General features: G+C 71.7%; 15 protein-coding genes. 5 read left to right on the plus strand and 10 right to left on the minus strand.

Annotation, left to right across the window (positions count from 1 at the left end; genetic code table 11):
- Nucleotides 1-180 precede the first annotated feature (180 nt).
- Together ssd and NE236_RS19290 are read right to left on the minus strand one after the other, a co-directional pair.
- Nucleotides 181-1251: a septum site-determining protein Ssd gene (gene ssd, locus NE236_RS19285; protein WP_252843416.1), complete on the minus strand. Its 1071-nt coding sequence runs from the start codon at nt 1249-1251 to the stop codon at nt 181-183.
- Nucleotides 1252-2288: 1037 nt separating this feature from the next.
- Nucleotides 2289-3077: a Fic family protein gene (locus NE236_RS19290; RefSeq protein WP_252843417.1), complete on the minus strand. Its 789-nt coding sequence runs from the start codon at nt 3075-3077 to the stop codon at nt 2289-2291.
- 243 nt (nt 3078-3320) lie between these two features.
- On the opposite strand from NE236_RS19290, the gene acs reads away from it, so the two are divergent.
- The 4 genes from acs (at nt 3321) to NE236_RS19310 (ending at nt 7924) form a co-directional block, all read left to right on the plus strand.
- On the plus strand, nt 3321-5291 hold the full coding sequence (acs, locus tag NE236_RS19295) for an acetate--CoA ligase (protein ID WP_252843418.1): 1971 nt from the start codon (nt 3321-3323) through the stop codon (nt 5289-5291).
- A 479-nt stretch (nt 5292-5770) separates the two neighbouring features.
- On the plus strand, nt 5771-6205 hold the full coding sequence (locus NE236_RS19300; protein ID WP_252843419.1) for a phage holin family protein: 435 nt from the start codon (nt 5771-5773) through the stop codon (nt 6203-6205).
- A gap of 56 nt (nt 6206-6261) precedes the next feature.
- Nucleotides 6262-7209: an alpha/beta fold hydrolase gene (locus NE236_RS19305; RefSeq protein ID WP_252843420.1), complete on the plus strand. Its 948-nt coding sequence runs from the start codon at nt 6262-6264 to the stop codon at nt 7207-7209.
- A gap of 214 nt (nt 7210-7423) precedes the next feature.
- Nucleotides 7424-7924 carry a DUF309 domain-containing protein gene (locus NE236_RS19310; RefSeq protein ID WP_252843421.1) on the plus strand — a complete coding sequence of 167 codons (501 nt, stop codon included), beginning with the start codon at nt 7424-7426 and terminating at the stop codon, nt 7922-7924.
- Between the two features lie 31 nt (nt 7925-7955).
- On the opposite strand, the gene NE236_RS19315 is transcribed toward NE236_RS19310, so the two are convergent.
- From NE236_RS19315 to nth, 3 genes are all read right to left on the minus strand, one after another.
- Nucleotides 7956-9137, minus strand: coding sequence for a MarP family serine protease (locus NE236_RS19315; protein ID WP_372494398.1), 1182 nt, complete (start codon nt 9135-9137; stop codon nt 7956-7958).
- Nucleotides 9138-9233: 96 nt separating this feature from the next.
- Nucleotides 9234-9902 (minus strand): NUDIX hydrolase, encoded by a 669-nt coding sequence (locus tag NE236_RS19320; protein WP_252843422.1) that lies wholly within the window; start codon nt 9900-9902, stop codon nt 9234-9236.
- Between the two features lie 41 nt (nt 9903-9943).
- Nucleotides 9944-10651, minus strand: coding sequence for an endonuclease III (gene nth, locus NE236_RS19325; RefSeq protein WP_252843423.1), 708 nt, complete (start codon nt 10649-10651; stop codon nt 9944-9946).
- A gap of 84 nt (nt 10652-10735) precedes the next feature.
- Between nth and NE236_RS19330 the strand changes: the two genes are divergently transcribed.
- A complete protein-coding gene (locus NE236_RS19330) occupies nt 10736-11422 on the plus strand; it encodes a Crp/Fnr family transcriptional regulator (protein WP_252843424.1) in 687 nt (228 codons plus the stop codon).
- 100 nt (nt 11423-11522) lie between these two features.
- Here NE236_RS19330 and NE236_RS19335 read toward each other — a convergent pair whose 3' ends face one another.
- The 5 genes from NE236_RS19335 to NE236_RS19355 all read right to left on the minus strand — a co-directional run bounded on the left by NE236_RS19335 (nt 11523) and on the right by NE236_RS19355 (nt 15372).
- Nucleotides 11523-12302 (minus strand): MBL fold metallo-hydrolase, encoded by a 780-nt coding sequence (locus tag NE236_RS19335; RefSeq protein ID WP_252843718.1) that lies wholly within the window; start codon nt 12300-12302, stop codon nt 11523-11525.
- Nucleotides 12303-12316: 14 nt separating this feature from the next.
- Nucleotides 12317-13174, minus strand: coding sequence for an NUDIX hydrolase (locus NE236_RS19340; RefSeq protein WP_372494388.1), 858 nt, complete (start codon nt 13172-13174; stop codon nt 12317-12319).
- An 80-nt stretch (nt 13175-13254) separates the two neighbouring features.
- On the minus strand, nt 13255-13716 hold the full coding sequence (locus NE236_RS19345; protein WP_252843425.1) for a RidA family protein: 462 nt from the start codon (nt 13714-13716) through the stop codon (nt 13255-13257).
- Nucleotides 13713-13883 carry a Sp36 family protein gene (gene sp36 / locus NE236_RS19350; RefSeq protein ID WP_252843426.1) on the minus strand — a complete coding sequence of 57 codons (171 nt, stop codon included), beginning with the start codon at nt 13881-13883 and terminating at the stop codon, nt 13713-13715. Before sp36 ends, NE236_RS19345 begins: the two co-directional genes overlap by 4 nt.
- 256 nt (nt 13884-14139) lie before the next feature.
- A complete protein-coding gene (locus NE236_RS19355) occupies nt 14140-15372 on the minus strand; it encodes an acetyl-CoA hydrolase/transferase family protein (protein ID WP_252843427.1) in 1233 nt (410 codons plus the stop codon).
- Nucleotides 15373-15773 lie beyond the last annotated feature (401 nt).

Below are 15773 nucleotides of genomic sequence, written 5' to 3' on the forward strand. Positions count from 1 at the left end.
CCCTCCTTCATCAGGTGCCGCGAGCCGTTCGCGAAGACCGCCCACCCGGAGATGCCGGGGGTGGCCGGCGGGGCGCTGCCGTCCCTCTGCGGACCTCATCGCGGAGCCCATCGGCGCGCCTCTCCGGACCTCATCGCGGAACGCATCAGCGCACCCCTCCGGACCTCATCGCGGAGCGCATCAGCGCGCCTCTCCGGTCATCGGCCGGACCTGCCGGAGGTCGGTGAGGAAGCGGCGGCAGAAGCCGTCGAGCGCCCCGCTCCTGCCAGGACGATGGCCGCGCTCGATCGCGGTCGCCAGGCGCCTGTCGGTGGACACGACCCCCGCGAGGGGAAGGCGCAGCGACTCCGCGATGACCGCGGGCTTGAGACCGCCGGGAGCCGGGCCGCGGACGACGACCCGAAGGTCACGGGAGTAGTTGCGGACCAGGTCGGCGACGCGGTCGGCCGCCACGGTGGCGCGCACCTCGGCGGGCACCACGATCAACGTGGTGTCGGCGGCGACCAGGACCTCGGCACCGGCGTCGGTGAGCTGCCGGGGCAGGTCGGCGACGACGAGGTCATAGCCCCGGGCGGCCGCGTCGAGCACCGACCGCATCGTCTCGGCGGAGACCGGCTCGGCGGCCCCACGGTGCCACGACAGCACGGCGAGGCCGTCGCGCGTCGGCAGCGAGTCGTGGAGCGCGGCGGTGCTCAGCCGCCCGTGCCGGTCGGCGTAGTCGGACCACCTTGCCCCGGGCGTCCCCTCCGCGCCCAGGACAAGGTCGATGCCGCCGCCGAGCGGGTCACCGTCGAGGAGAAGCGTGCGCAGCCGGTGCCGTGCGGCGATGCCGGCCAGCACGGCGGCCAGGACGCTCGCGCCCGCGCCGCCGCGCCCGCCCAGGACGGCGACCACGGCCGCGCGTCGGCCGGTCGGCTCGGCGGTCGCCGCCATCTGGTCGACCAGCCAGGTCTCGCCCTCCGGCAGGGCCACGACCTGTTGCGCCCCGATCTCGACGGCGAGGCGGTAGAGCTCGTCGCCGTCGGGCTCTGCGGCGGTGAGGATCACCCCCGGCCGTCGCTCGGGAGACGACCGGGCGATGCCGGCGGCTAAGTCAGCGCCGACCACGATGAGCGCGGCATCGCGCCACGCGGCCCGCGCGCTCGTCGCATCGGCGGCGAGCCGGGTCTCGACGTCGGCCGCCGTCGACAGGCGCAACAGGTCGTCGACGAGCAGGGAGTCGGCAGAGACGATCAGCACGGTGGCGGACATGGCATCTCCTCGCTTCGGCGAGTTCAACGATGCGCCCCTGGCCGTCCGCCCCGAAAGACCCCTCCACACCCTGTGGATAACTTCGTTCGGGAGCAGGGTGAGGATCGAATACCCCCGGAAACGAGACGACCCCCGCCGGGGGGGAGAGCGGGGGTCGCCGGACGGTCCGGCTCCGGGGGGGGGTAGAGCCGGTCCCGTTTTCCCGGGAGGTCTCGAAGGCCAAGCCAAGGCCGGGCGCTCGTCAGCGGACGGTAAACCCGGCGCCCCCAGTGTATGCAGGTTCAACATAATGTCGCCCGATCACTCGGTGTTCCGTCTGAGTGGCGACCATTTCGTGATCATTGGTCGATCACCCATAACGGGAGCATTCGGGCGTATGCCACGCGGGGGGTGCGGTGAGAACGCCTGCCGTAAGTGGCTGCAGCGTAGCGGAAGCAGACGAGATCGTTCTGCCGTCGGGCAGGGTTGGTTGAAACAAAGGTAGATCACGCTGAGTGATCACTTTCCGGCCGCTGGAACGATTCGTGATCATCGGCGCCAAAGCCACTTTATGAAGTCGATCTCTTGTGCGGGGATACCGTTCCACCGGACGAAGATCCTTCGTCGGGCGCCCGTTCACCGAATCGGGGGGCTTGCCAACTGGGCTGATTCGGCGTAGACAGGTTGCACGGACCAAGTGTCCGAGCACGGCAGCCGGGCACCCACGCGCGACCAGCCGCGGGAGGCGCGTCGAGACGGGCTTGACCCGATCCGACGATTTGAGGTGCACGCTTGGTAACCCGGTGTGACGTGCCGGCGACGGCGTTCCTACGGGAACGCCGTTCGCTATGTTGCTCCCAGCCACCGGTTTCGGACCCGCCGATTTCGGGAGCGCCACCCCGGGCGCCGACCTGGCGCCACCCGTGCGACGGCCTGCGGCATTCGCACCTGTCCCTCGCGGACGCCGCCCCACGGCAAGGTCCCAGTCCCCGTACGGCGAGTCGGCCGCGAATGGGCCTCGCGGACGCCGCCCCATGACGAGGACGTCGTACGGCGGGTCAGCCGCGCATGAACGCCTCGCAGACCGCGAGCGCGTCACGCGTCCCCAGCTCGACGGCTTCGGCGCAGTGGCGTACCCACCGCGCGACGCCGTCGGAGGTGCCCGCCGCGTAGCCGCGAAGGGCATCGCCGTACGCGGTCTGGAGCTCGAGGTGCCCGACCTCCGGGGCGATCAGCGACTTGGGATCGAGGCCCCGGTCGACGATGGTGAGCCGCGCCGCCGCCCGGGCCACGATGCCGTCACCCCAGCCGAACGGCCGCAGCGCGAGCAGCTCCCCGTGCACGATCGCGGCGACGACGATCGCCGGTGCCTCCGTCGGCGAGGTGAGCAGGTCGCTGAGCACGTCGAGCCGCCCGGCGACGTCCGCGGGCGACGGGGGTGGCCCGAGTTCGAGGGGATCGCTCGCGTCGTCGTCCGGGCGGGGCCTGCCGAGCGTGTCGGGGTCGACGGCGTCCGCGGCCGCGAGGGCGTGCAGCCGGGCGAGCGCCTGGCGCGGTGCCTTCCGCCAGGTGTCCGCCAGCGACCCCAGCTCGGCCGACACGCGCAGTGCCCCCTGGACGACCGGGTCGCTCGTCAGGCCGCCGCCGCGTACGTCCTCGAGGGGAACCGCGACGCCTTCGAGCGCGGCCGACGCCCGCGCGCCGCGCAGCGCCGACTCGGCGGAGACCTCGGCGCTGCGCCGCCGCAGGATCCGGTGGCCGAGCAGCCGGTCGACGGCCTCCCGGGTTCGCGCGACGGCCTCGGGCACCTCGGGCAGGCTCGCGACGTTGGCAAAGGGGTCGCTCATCGGGCGCGCGGCGTTCGGTGGTCGTCCCGGTGGCGGCCGGGCCGGAACGCCGCTTCCTCCTTGGATGGATGTCGGTGGCCGAACACGGCACGGCACGGGTGGACGCGGCGCCATCCCGGCCGCAGCAGGAGATGGCGCCACCCGATGACCCTACGCGGCGAGCACCCCTTGTAACGACACACGCGAAGCTGCTGAAGTTGGCATGGACCGTCCTGACCTTCTGAGCCTCCGAAGGAGCGCGCCGTGACGCAGGAAACCCCACACGAGACCCTCTCCAACCTTCTTCAGGAGAGCCGGCGGTTCGCTCCCCCCACAGACCTCGCCGAGGCGGCCAACGTCACCTCGGCGGCGTACGAGGAGGCGGCGGCGGACCGGCTGGCGTTCTGGGAGAAGCAGGCCAGGCGCCTGAACTGGGACACTGAATGGGACACCGTCCTCGACTGGTCGAATCCACCGTTCGCCAAGTGGTTCGTCGGCGGGCGGCTGAACGTCGCGTACAACTGCGTCGACCGGCACGTCGAGGCGGGCCGCGGCGACCGCGTCGCGTACCACTGGGAGGGCGAGCCCGGCGACACCCGCACCATCACGTACGCCGATCTCCAGCGTGAGGTGTCCAAGGCGGCGAACGCCCTCATCGAGCTCGGCGTCCAGAAGGGCGACCGGGTCGCGATCTACATGCCGATGATCCCCGAGACGGTGTTCGCGATGCTGGCCTGTGCCCGCATCGGCGCGCCGCACACGGTGGTCTTCGGCGGGTTCTCCGCCGACGCGCTGCGCGGCCGCATCGAGGACTGTGACGCGCACGTCGTCATCACCGCGGACGGCGGCTACCGCCGGGGCGCGCCGAGCGCGCTCAAGCCGAACGTCGACGAGGCCGTCGAGGGCATCGACCACGTACGGAACGTCCTCGTGGTGCGCCGCACCGGTCAGGACGTCGCGTGGACCGAGGGCCGCGACGTCTGGTGGCACGACGTCGTCGACCGGCAGAGCGAGGAGCACGAGGCGGAGCCGCACGACGCGGAGCACCCGCTGTACGTCATGTACACGTCGGGCACGACCGCCAAGCCGAAGGGCATCCTGCACACCACCGGTGGGTACCTCACGCAGGTGTCGTGGACGCACCACGCGGTGTTCGACCTCAAGCCGGAGACCGACGTCTTCTGGACCGCGGCCGACATCGGCTGGGTGACCGGCCACTCGTACATCGTCTACGGGCCACTGTCCAACGGCGCGACGAGCGTCATGTACGAGGGCACGCCCGACACCCCGCACAAGGGCCGCTGGTGGGAGACCGTCGCCAAGTACAAGGTCTCGATCCTGTACTGCGCGCCGACCGCGATCCGCACGTTCATGAAGTGGGGCGAGGACATCCCCGCCCAGCACGACCTGTCGTCGCTGCGGCTGCTGGGCTCGGTCGGCGAGCCGATCAACCCCGAGGCGTACGTCTGGTACCGCCGCAACATCGGCGGCGACCGTACGCCGGTGGTGGACACCTGGTGGCAGACGGAGACGGGCGCCATCATGATCAGTCCGCTGCCGGGCGTGACGCACGGCAAGCCCGGAGCGGCGATGCGGCCGCTGCCCGGCATCGAGTCCGACATCGTCGACGACCAGGGCAAGCCGGTGCCGAACGGGGGCGGTGGATTCCTCGTCGTCAAGGAGCCGTGGCCCTCGATGCTGCGCACGATCTGGGGCGACGACGAGCGGTACATCAAGACGTACTGGTCGCGCTTTGAGGGGCTGTACTTCGCGGGCGACGGCGCGAAGAAGGACGACGACGGCGACTTCTGGCTGCTCGGCCGGGTCGACGACGTCATGCTCGTGTCCGGTCACAACATCTCGACGACCGAGGTCGAGTCGGCGCTGGTGTCGAACCCGAAGGTCGCCGAGGCGGCCGTGGTCGGCTCCACCGACCCGCTCACCGGGCAGGCCATCGTCGCGTTCGTCATCCTGCGCGGGGAGACGGTCGACAACGGTGCGGCGCTCGTCGCCGAGCTGCGCGACCACGTCGCCAAGCACCTCGGCCCGATCGCCAAGCCCCGCCAGATCATGATCGTGCCGGAGCTGCCCAAGACCCGATCCGGGAAGATCATGCGGCGGCTGCTCCGCGACGTCGCCGAGAACCGCTCGCTCGGGGACGTGACCACGCTGACGGACAGCGCGGTGATGGACCTCATCAAGGACAAGCTGCCCGCCGCGACGAGCGACGAGTAGCCACGACGAGGGAGTGTGAGCGCGGCCCCACGGGCCGCGCTCTCCTCCGCCGCCGGTCTCACCGCGGCCCGGCCGGCGCCTCGCCGCCGACCTCACCGCAACCCCTCACGGGCTGCCCGCTGCCGCCGCCTCACGACGGCCCTCACAGGTGCCCCGCTGCCGCCGCCTCACCGCGGCTCTCGCGGCCGCCTCGCCGCGTCGTCTCCATCCCGGTCTCCGTCGCGGCTCCACCCCGGTACGCCGCGTGTTCGCACCGGGAGCGCGGCGTGGTCCTCGCTGCGGCCACGGTGGTGACGGGGTCGCGGCGGTAACGGCCCGCCGCCGGAGGCGACGGCACCCGCCACCGGTAACCTCGGACATCGCGTGCCGATAAGCCGTTCTTTCGCCGGGACTTCGCCGGTTCACTCCTCATCGGCGATTCGGCCTATTCGGATCCCGCGCCATCCGAGAGAGTGGCGAGCGGCACTGAGAGGAGAAACATGACCGAGGTACGGCCGGACGGGCAGTATGACGACAAATCACTCGGCGAGCTGGTCGCCATCGCCACTGGCAGCGTCTCACGCCTCGTAAAGTCGGAGATCGAGCTCGCCAAGCTGGAGCTGAAGGGCGACGCCAAGAAGGCCGCACTCGGTGGCACGCTGTTCGCCGTGGCGGGGGTCATCGGTGGCGTCGTCGTCATCCTGCTGTCGATCGCCGCGGCGTACGGTCTGATCACGGTCGGCATCTGGAACTGGGCGGCGTTCCTCATCGTGGCGGGCTTCTACGTTCTGCTGGCGGGCGTGCTCATCCTCATCGGCCTGTGGCGTATGAAGAAGATGAGCGGTGCCAAGCGGTCCCGGCAGTCCGTGATGGAGGACTTCGCCATGCTCCGCCGGAGCGGCGGTTCGGAAGAGCAGCCCGCGCTGACGGAGTGACGCCCGCCGGCGGGGGTCGAGTCGCGCCCGCGGGCCGATGAAGAGGGGGCCCGGCCATGACCGACGAGTCCGTCGTCCAGATCGATGGCCCGTGGCGGCACCGGTCGGTGAGCGCGGGCGGCACGCGCTTCCACGTCGTCGAGATCGGCGAAGGACCGCTGGTCCTGCTCCTGCACGGCTTCCCGCAGTTCTGGTGGACCTGGCATCGTCAGCTGGTGTCGCTGGCCGAGGCCGGGTTCCGCGCGGCAGCCGTCGACCTGCGCGGGTACGGCGGCAGCGACAAACCGCCGCGCGGATACGACCTGATCACGCTGGCCCGTGACGCCGCCGGGCTGATCCGCGCGCTCGGCGAGGCGAACGCGACCGTCGTCGGCCACGACTGGGGCGGCCTGCTCGCCTGGACGATGGGCGTCTACCAACCCCGCGTCGTCCAGCGGCTCGTCGTCGTCTCGGCGCCCCACCCGCTGCGCATCCGCACCGCGATCGCGACGGACCTGCGCGGCCAGGCCTGGGCGGCCCGGCACACGTTCGGCTTCCAGCTGCCGATGGGGCCGGAGCGGCTGCTCGTACGGGACGACGCGGCCCAGGTCGGCCGGGTGCTGCACGCCTGGTCGGCACCGGGCTGGCCGGACTCCGGCAGTGAGCGGCTGTACCGCTCGGCCTTCCAGATCCCCGGCGTCGCGCACTGCGCGCTGGAGTACCACCGGTGGGCGGTGCGCTCGGTGCTGCGCCCGGACGGCATGCGGTACGCCCGGCGGATGCGCACGCCCGTCCGTGTCCCCACGCTCCAGCTGCACGGCTCGCTGGACCGCTACGTCCTCCCCCGCAGCGCCCAGGGGTCGGGCCGATACGTCGAGGCGCCGTACCGGTGGCGGCTGATCGAGGGCGTCGGGCACTTCCCCCAGGAGGAACGCCCCGGAGCGTTCGACACCGAGCTTCTCTCCTGGCTGACGGACCCCGAAGCGGGCCGCCGCGCGACCTCCGAGGGCCACCGGCCGGAATGAGGCCCCGCCCGGCGCGGAGGGCCGACCTGGCTCAAGACCCGGCGCACCGCACGAAGTGCCGACCTGGCTCAAGGGCTGGCGTACGGGGCGGAGGGCCGTCCTGGCTCGAGGCCCGGCGCACCGCACGGAGTGCCGTCCTGGCTCAAGGGCTGGCGTACGGGGCGGAGCGCCGGCCTGGTTCGAGGCCTGGCGCGTGGGGCGGAGAATGGGGAACATGCGCGATCGGGACGAGACGGGACGGGCGCGCAACGCGCGGCCCCGTGACGCGTACGGACGGCCGTTGCCGCATGGAGCGGCCGGGGAGGAACGCGTCCCCGACGACTACGCGGCGGAGCCCGCCGAGGCCCTGGCCGAGGCGCAGCGGCTACTCGACGCCGACCGGCCCTTCCACGCCCACGAGGTGCTGGAGGCCGCCTGGAAGGCCGCTCCGGAGGCCGAGCGCACCCTGTGGCAGGGGCTGGCCCAGCTGGCCGTCGGATTCACGCACGTACGGCGCGGCAACGCGCAGGGGGCCCGTACGCTCCTGCACCGCGCCGCCGACCGCATCGCCCCGTACGCCGGGAGCGCGCCGCACGGGATCGCGGTCGCCGACCTCGCGCGAGAGGCGCGCGCGCTGGCGGACCTGATCGAGCGCGACGGCCTTGGCGCGGTCGCGGACACCGACCTGGCTCCCCGGCTGCGTGGCCAGGGGCTGTTTCATCAGCCCCGTTCGTAGCGCAGCCGGACAGCGGGCTCATGAAACAGCCCTAGTCCGAGCACGACTCCGTGGAGACGCTTCCGGCGGCGGTGACGCCCGCCTGTGCGTCCGGGGAGACCTCGTGGGCGGTGAGGGCGTACCCGGTGTCCTTGTTGTCCAGGGCGGCGGCGAAGACCACGCCGTACACCTTGCCGCCCGGCGACAGCAGCGGTCCGCCGGAGTTGCCCTGCTCGACCAGTGCGCGGATGTTGTAGATCTCGCGGGTGACCTGCCCGGAGTGGTAGATGTCCGGGCCCTTGGCCTTCTGCTTGGCGCGGACGCGGGCGGCGCGCGCGGTGATCTTCTGGTTCTTCGGATAGCCGGCGACGACGGCGTTGTCGCGGCTCTGGGCGCCCTCGTCGAACTTCAGGGAGGGCAGGCGCAGGCCGGGGACGTCGAGGACGGCGATGTCGCGCTTGTCGTCGTACAGCACGACCTTGGCGCGGTAGCTGTGGTCGCCCAGGGGGTACACGGTGGGACCGCTGTCGACGCCCGCGACGACGTGCGCGTTGGTCATCACGCGGCCGCGCGCGTACACGAAGCCGGTGCCCTCGATCCGGCGCTGGCAGCTGTGGGCCGTCCCCATGATCTTTACGATGCTCTTCTGGGCCGCGATCAGCTCCGGGGTGGTGAGGACCTTGGTGTCCGGGGGTGGCACCTCGGCGATGGGTTCGCCGCCGAGCCCGCCGAACACCTGCGGGAACTCCGTCTTCGAGACGAACCCACGGAAGGAGGAGAACCAGGTGGTGGCCTGCTGCGGCATGAACGTGTCGACGCCGTGCAGCACCTCGGAGTTCTTCACCTGGGTGCTCAGCCAGACGACCGGGGAGGAGATCACGGCAGTGCCGATGAACCACGCCACCACGAGCAACGCGACGATGCTGACGCACGCCCCGCCGATGGCGTCGACGCTCCGCGCCGACTCCCAGGTCACGCGGCTGCGCAGCGCGGAGCCGACGGAGGAGGCGATCAGCTGCCCGAGCGTCGCGGCCAGGAAGGCGATGACGACGGCGAGCAGCGCCTGTTGCGCGGCGCCGTCGACGACCGACTTGACCAGTGGCGGGGCGATCAGCATGCCGAGGACGACGCCCCCGACAAAGCCGATGAAGCTGAGCACGCCCACGATGAAGCCCTGCCGGTAGCCCGAGATCGCGAACAGCACGACGAGGACCAGCAGGATGAGATCAAGGATGTGATCGCCCAGCACCGGTCAACCGTATAGCGCATTGGGAGCCGGGGAAGTCCCCTCTGCGGACCACATCCGCGAGGACGGGATACGAATGGAGGACTACTCGCGGCTCGCGAGGTCGATGACCTGGGCGGGAAGGTCCTCGACCCGGCCGGTGTCCCAGGGCAGGTCCCAGCCGGCGGTCTCGAGCACCGCGTGCAGGAGGCCGGCGGTGAACCCCCAGACCAGCATCCCCCGGACGCGGAACGCCGGACCGAGGTGGCCGGAGGGGCCGCGGATGCGCAGCCGGTTGGCGGGGTCCGTCAGCTCGGACAGCGGGACCCTGGCGACCGAGGCGACCTCGCGGGGGTCGGCCGCGTCGACGGCGGAGGGCTCCCGCCACCACGCGACCACCGGGGTGACGCGGTACCCGCTGTGCGCGACGTACATCTCCGGCATCGCCGCCAGGACCGTGACGCCGGAGGGATCCAGGCCGGTCTCCTCGGCGGCCTCGCGCAGGGCGGCTCCGACGGGTCCGCCGTCACCGGGGTCGACGCCGCCGCCGGGGAACGCCGGCTGCCCGGCGTGCTTGCGCAGGGTGTCCGCGCGCTGGAGGAGCAGGAGGTCGGGGCCGTCGGGCCCCTCGCCGAACAGGATGAGCACCGCGGCGGCGCGGGCGCCGTTCGCGGGGGGACGCAGGAGGGTGGGAACCTGCATGCGGGGGGCCTCGGCCGCGAAGTCGCGCAGCCACTCCGGGCAGTCCGTCTCCATCGAGGGCTCGACCGACATCATTGAAGGCTCAACGGAGTCCGGCTCCTGATCCTTCCCGGTCACGAGAACGGGCCGGACTTCACCAGCTTGCGGGCGGTCTCCTCGTCGGTCGGGCCCTCGCCGTACGACGGGCACAGCCGCGCGAGCGGGCAGGCCCCGCAGGCCGGGCGCCGCGAGTGGCAGATGCGCCGGCCGTGCCAGATCAGCCGGTGGGACAGGATCGTCCAGTCCTTGCGCGGGATCAGCTCTCCGACCTCGTACTCGATCTTGACCGGATCGGTCTCGGTGGTCCACCCGAACCGCTTGGACAGCCGCGAGAAGTGGGTGTCGACCGTGATGCCCGGGACGTCGAAGGCGTTGCCGAGCACGACGTTGGCGGTCTTGCGCCCCACACCGGGCAGCGTCACGAGCTCCTCGAGGGTGCGCGGCACCTCGCCGCCGAAACGATCGCACAGCTCGTGGCCGAGCCCCAGCAGGCTGTTCGTCTTGGCCCGGAAGAAGCCCGTCGACTGAATGATCTTCTCGACCTCCTCGCGTTCGGCCGCCGCGAGGTCCGCCGCGGTCGGGTACCGGGCGAAGAGGGTCGGGGTGACCATGTTGACGCGCTTGTCCGTCGTCTGCGCGGACAGGATCGTCGCCACCAGGAGCTGGAACGGATCGACGAAATCAAGCTCGCAATGTGCGTCCGGGTACACTTCCGCGAGCTCTCGGTTGATCCGGCGGGCCCGGCGTACGAGGGCGAGACGCGACTCCGGTTTGCGTGGCACGAACGCAAGGGTAACGGGGGGGTCGCCCAAAACTCATCCTGCGATGTGCGTCACACTGTGGTCGTACGTCAGCTAGGAGGAAACGTGAACGACCGCGACGTGGAGGTTCTGGGACGGGCCCCGCTGTTCGAAGGACTCGACGACGAGGGGGCCAAGGCGCTCCGCGCCATCGTGACAGAAGTCCACCTGTCCCGCGGTCAGACGCTCTTTTCCGAGGATCAAGAGGGCGACCGGCTCTACGTCGTCCTCGACGGCAAGATCAAGCTCACTCGGACGGCACCGGACGGCCGGGAGAACCTCCTGAGCGTCCTGGGCCCCAGCGAGATGTTCGGCGAGCTGTCACTGTTCGACCCCAGGCCGCGCACGGCCAGCGCCATCGCCGTGACGGAGTCCCGCCTGGCCGCGCTGAGCCACAGCGACCTGTGGCCGTTCCTCAAGGACCACCCCGAGATCAGCGTCCACCTGCTGCGCGCCCTCGCCCAGCGCCTGCGCCGGACCAACGAGAACATGGCCGACCTCGTCTTCACGGACGTGCCCGGCCGGGTCGCCAAGGCCCTGCTCGACCTCGCCGAGCGGTTCGGCCAGCCGTCCGAGAGCGGCCTGCACGTCCACCACGACCTGACGCAGGAAGAGCTCGCCCAGCTCGTCGGCGCGTCGCGTGAGACGGTGAACAAGGCTCTGGCCGACTTCGCCCAGCGCGGCTGGCTGCGGATCGAGGCCCGCGCCGTACAGGTCCTCGACATCGACCGCCTCCGCAGGCGCTCGCGCTAAGGGCCTGTCTCAAAGCCCCACTGTCCTACTGCGCGGCGACTTCGAGACAGGCCCTGGGGCCTGTGTCACCGGCCCGCTGCGCGGCGCCGAGAAGCAGTCCTCAGATCGCGCCCCGCTCGGCGAGATGGTCGAGCTGGGCCTGGACGGACCATTCGGCGGCCGGCCACAGCGACCGGTCGACGTCGGCGTACACCCGCTCCACCACCTCCCGCGCCGTGCGGGCCCCGGCCGCGACCGCGACCTCGACCTGCTGAAGGCGTTCGCGCCGGTGGGCGATGTAGTGGTCGAGCGCGCCGACGGGGTCGTCGAGCCTGGGCCCGTGGCCCGGGAGGATCACGCGGGTGCCCTCGGCCATCGCCCGCAGCCGGTCCAGGGACGCGAGGTAGTCCCCGAGCCGGTGCACGACGGTGGTGCCGTAGCCGAGCACCGTGTCGCCGGTGAGGACGGCACGGTCGCCCGGCAGCCAGAAGGACAGCGAGTCGGGGCTGTGGCCCGGTGTCTCCATGACCCGCAGCTCCAGCCCGTCCAGCTCGACGACGTCGCCCTCGCCCAATCCCTCCTCGCCCAGCCGCAGCGCCGGGTCGAGGGCACGGACGGGTACGGGGCGTGAGCCCTCGGCGGCCAGCTCGGCGAAGCGCCGCGCGCCCTCGGCGTGGTCCGGATGGCCGTGCGTGAGCAGCACGAGGGCCACGCGCCCCGCCTCGGCGGCGACCCTGCGCAGGTGCTCCTCGTGCTCCGGCCCCGGGTCGACGACGATCGACCGCTCGGCGCCCGGTTCGCGCAGCACCCAGGTGTTGGTGCCGTCGAGGGTCATCGGTGAGGGGTTCGGCGCCAGCACGCACCGCGCCCGCTCGGTGCCCATTCCGTCGATGCCCGGCATCGTGCTCCCACCCGTCACGGCCGGGCTCCGGGGACGTGCCCGTCGAGCTCCGGCGGCAGGATGAGGTAGACGCCGTCGCCCGTCACCCGTGTCTCGGGCAGCCGGGGCCGTACGCCCCGTCCGGCGGCGAGCACCGCGGCGACCGAGTCGTACGCCGCCAGCTCGGTGAGCGTCACCATGGTCGGCGGCAGCAGCGCCATCTCGCCGCGCCGGGCGGCCTCCACCGCCTCGCGGGGGCGTACCCACGCCACCCGGTCGGACTCCGTGCTCACGTCGCGGGTGCGCTGCCCGGCCGGCAGCGCCGCGACGAAGAACCTCGTGTCGTAGCGGCGTGCCTCGATCACCGGCGTGATCCAGTGCGCCCAGGGCCGCATCAGGTCGCCCCGCAGCACCAGGCCGCGCTTGTCGAGCAGCGCGGCGAGCGACAGCGAACGGTCGAGCAGGGCCAGCCGGTCGGCCTCCCAGTCGTCGCCGCTGATGTCACCGGCGATCGTGTCCGGCGTGGGCCCGGCGAGGAGCACGCCCGACTCCTCGAACGTCTCGCGTACGGCCGCGCAGACCAGCTCGCGGGCGAGGGTCTCCCCGGCCCCGAACGCCGCGCCCCACTCCGTGGGCGACGGCCCGGACCACCCGACCGTACTGTCGCCGTCCCGTACGTCCACCGAACCGCCCGGGAAGACGTACGCCCCCGCCGCGGACGGCATCGACGTCACCCGGCGCAGCATGTACACCTCGATGCCGCCGACGGCGTCGCGGAGCAGGACGACCGTCGAGGCGTCCCGTGGCACGGCCGCTTCCGCCCGGCCCTCTTCGATGTCGCGCGCGCGTTCGGCCATCTGGTCCGGCAGCCGAAGGCCGGGGACGTCCGCCAACGGGGCCTCCTCGTTCACGGCGGGCCGGGACGCCGTCCGAGAAGTAGGACGACGTCCCCGCGGGGGTTGTCAGCCGAACGCTATTCGACCTCGGCGATCAGTTCGACCTCCACGGGCGCGTCACGCGGCAGGACCGCGACGCCCACGGCGCTGCGCGCGTGCCGGCCCGCGTCGCCGAACACCTCGCCCAGCAGGTCACTCGCCCCGTTGATGACCTGCGGCTGACCGTAGAAGTCCGGCGCGCTGGCCACGAAACCGACGACCTTGACGATGCGGCGCACCCGCGACAGCTCGCCGACCTCGGCCTTGACGGCGGCGATCGCGTTCAGCGCGGCGGCACGGGCCAGCTCGGCGGCCTGCTCCTCGCCGATCTCCGCGCCGACCTTGCCGGTCGCGAGCAGCTTGCCGTCGACGATGGGCAGTTGCCCGGACGTGTAGACCAGGTTCCCCGTCCGCACGGTGGGGACGTACGACGCCAGCGGCGCCACGACGTCCGGCACCTCCAGCCCGAGCTCCCGAACCCGCTCCTCCGGCGTGCTCACTGCTTCTCCCGCTTGAGGTAGGCCACCAGGTTCTCGGGGTTCGGCCCGGGGATGACGGTGACGAGCTCCCACCCGTCCTGCCCCCAGTTGTCGAGGATCTGCTTCGTCGCGTGCACGAGCAGTGGAACGGTCGCGTACTCAAACGAACGATGGCCTGATTCGCTCATGATCTCCCCAGGGGTCGTAACTGGCATGAACCTGCACGCCGCATCCTACGTACGGCAGTCGTTCGGCAGGATCAATGGAAGCGAAGCGAGCCCGGCAAGTCAGCGGAAAGCCAACCGAGCCCGGTTCGACACCTAGTCGAAGGTCCTCGACGGCGCGCCGTATGACCGCCGGGAGCGCCTGCTCGGTGCGCCGGCTGCGCGCCACCGGCCGTGAGGTGCCTGCCGAACTGCCCGCCCGCAGGAGCCAGGCCGGGCGTCAGCGCATCGGGAGGCCGAGGCCCCGGCCCGCCTCGCGCAGTTCCTCCCGGGCGTCGGGGTGCGCGACCCGGTCCACGATCTGCTGCGCCTGGGACGCCGCGTCATTTCCCCAAATCGCGGCGGTGCCCTGCTCGCTGACGATGAAACTGTGCTGGAAGGAGGTCACCGGTCCGGCCACCAGGGGAACCACCGTCGAGACGTTCGCCTTCGGATGCCACGACGGCAACGCGATGATCGCATGGCCGCCGGGCGAGTGCAGCGCCCCGACCACGAAATCGGTCTGCCCGCCGAACCCGGAGTAGATCGACCCGTGCACGCATGCCGCGTTCGCCTGAGCGAACAGGTCGACCTGCAACGCCCCGTTCACCGAGACCAGGCGCGGCCGGCGCGCGATGAGTCCCGGGTCGTTGGTCGTCTCCGTGCGCAGCATCCGCACCCGCTCGTTGCGGTCCAGCCAGTCGTACAGCTCCGGCGATCCGAATGCGAACGACGCGGTGATCGGGTTCGCCGGGGACAGCGCTCCCGCCTTCTCCAGGGCGAGTACCCCGTCGCTGAACATCTCCGACCAGATGCCCAGCCCGCGCCGGGACAGCAGTGACTCCAGCACGGCGTCCGGCACGGCTCCGATGCCCAGTTGCAGCGTCGCCTCGTCCGGCACCAGCTCCGCGATCCGCTCACCGATCGCCTGCGACACCGCTCCAAGTGGACGCCGTACGGGCCCCGGCAGTTCGACGGCGGCCTCGATCCCGTAGTCGAACTGGTCCACCGGCAGGACCGCGTCTCCGAACGTGTACGGCACCCGCGGGTTCACCTGTGCAACCACCAGGCCGCCATGTGCCCGTGCGGCCTCGATCGCCGCCGGCAGGATGTTCACCTCGGTTCCCAGGGACACGGTCCCGTGCACCGGCGGCGACGTCTGCACCATCACGACGTCCGGCACGAGCATCTCCTTCAACAGCTGCGGCACCAGCGACAGCCTGCACGGGAAATACCGCAGTCCGGCCCGCCCACGCTGTCCCGGGCCAACGAACGGGGTCTCCAGCACGACCCCGTCCCGATCCGGCAGGCCGGCCTGGCCGTTGATCACGAACAGCCCGTACTCGGCGACCGCCCCGTCCAGGACGGCCAGGGCTTGCCAAGGGGTGGCGAAATTGCCGCCCGCCACCACCCGTGCCCGCTCCGGCAGTCCCGACAGCACCGCCGCCAGCCGCGACTCCGAGATCACCCGCATCAGTCACCTTCTCGCCATCATCCGGTTAAGGCCTCCCCCGCGAGTGCTCCGCCGCCTCTGCCCGGCGGATCGCCGGGAGCCGGCCGCCATGCCCCTCTACCGCCGGCGATCTCAGTCATCGACCGCGACGACATTGGCCGTGTGGCGGCGCGCCGGGCGGTAACTCGATGACCGCGGTCATCGCGTGCGCCCCGGCGGGGATGAAGGGCGGTGCTGCGTCCTGCAGCAGGGTGAGCCCATCGCCGGCTAGGACAAGACAGCCCCGCGATCTGTGACAGCCCCGGCGAAATCCGCTCGTCACAGGTCCGAACGCCGTCCTGTCCTTCCGTGCAGACTCGTGCCATCGGCGACCAATGGGATCCGGTTCCGGATGAGCGGGCGGCCGATCGACGAGCCGCACC

Origin of the sequence: Actinoallomurus purpureus (assembly GCF_024055795.1) — a bacterium.
GTDB classification, from domain to species: Bacteria; Actinomycetota; Actinomycetes; order Streptosporangiales; family Streptosporangiaceae; genus Actinoallomurus; species Actinoallomurus purpureus.

What these genes read in the sequence shown, in the direction of transcription:
- NE236_RS19320 (WP_252843422.1), bottom strand. Translation starts at nt 9,902, where the DNA reads ATGTCGGTCGAGCCCTCGATGGAGACGGACTGCCCGGAGTGGCTGCGC.
- NE236_RS19335 (WP_252843718.1), bottom strand. Translation starts at nt 12,302, where the DNA reads ATGCCGGGCATCGACGGAATGGGCACCGAGCGGGCGCGGTGCGTGCTG.
- NE236_RS19300 (WP_252843419.1), top strand. Translation starts at nt 5,771, where the DNA reads ATGACCGAGGTACGGCCGGACGGGCAGTATGACGACAAATCACTCGGC.
- NE236_RS19290 (WP_252843417.1), bottom strand. Translation starts at nt 3,077, where the DNA reads ATGAGCGACCCCTTTGCCAACGTCGCGAGCCTGCCCGAGGTGCCCGAG.
- sp36 (WP_252843426.1), bottom strand. Translation starts at nt 13,883, where the DNA reads ATGAGCGAATCAGGCCATCGTTCGTTTGAGTACGCGACCGTTCCACTG.
- ssd (WP_252843416.1), bottom strand. Translation starts at nt 1,251, where the DNA reads ATGTCCGCCACCGTGCTGATCGTCTCTGCCGACTCCCTGCTCGTCGAC.
- NE236_RS19355 (WP_252843427.1), bottom strand. Translation starts at nt 15,372, where the DNA reads ATGCGGGTGATCTCGGAGTCGCGGCTGGCGGCGGTGCTGTCGGGACTG.
- NE236_RS19305 (WP_252843420.1), top strand. Translation starts at nt 6,262, where the DNA reads ATGACCGACGAGTCCGTCGTCCAGATCGATGGCCCGTGGCGGCACCGG.
- NE236_RS19310 (WP_252843421.1), top strand. Translation starts at nt 7,424, where the DNA reads ATGCGCGATCGGGACGAGACGGGACGGGCGCGCAACGCGCGGCCCCGT.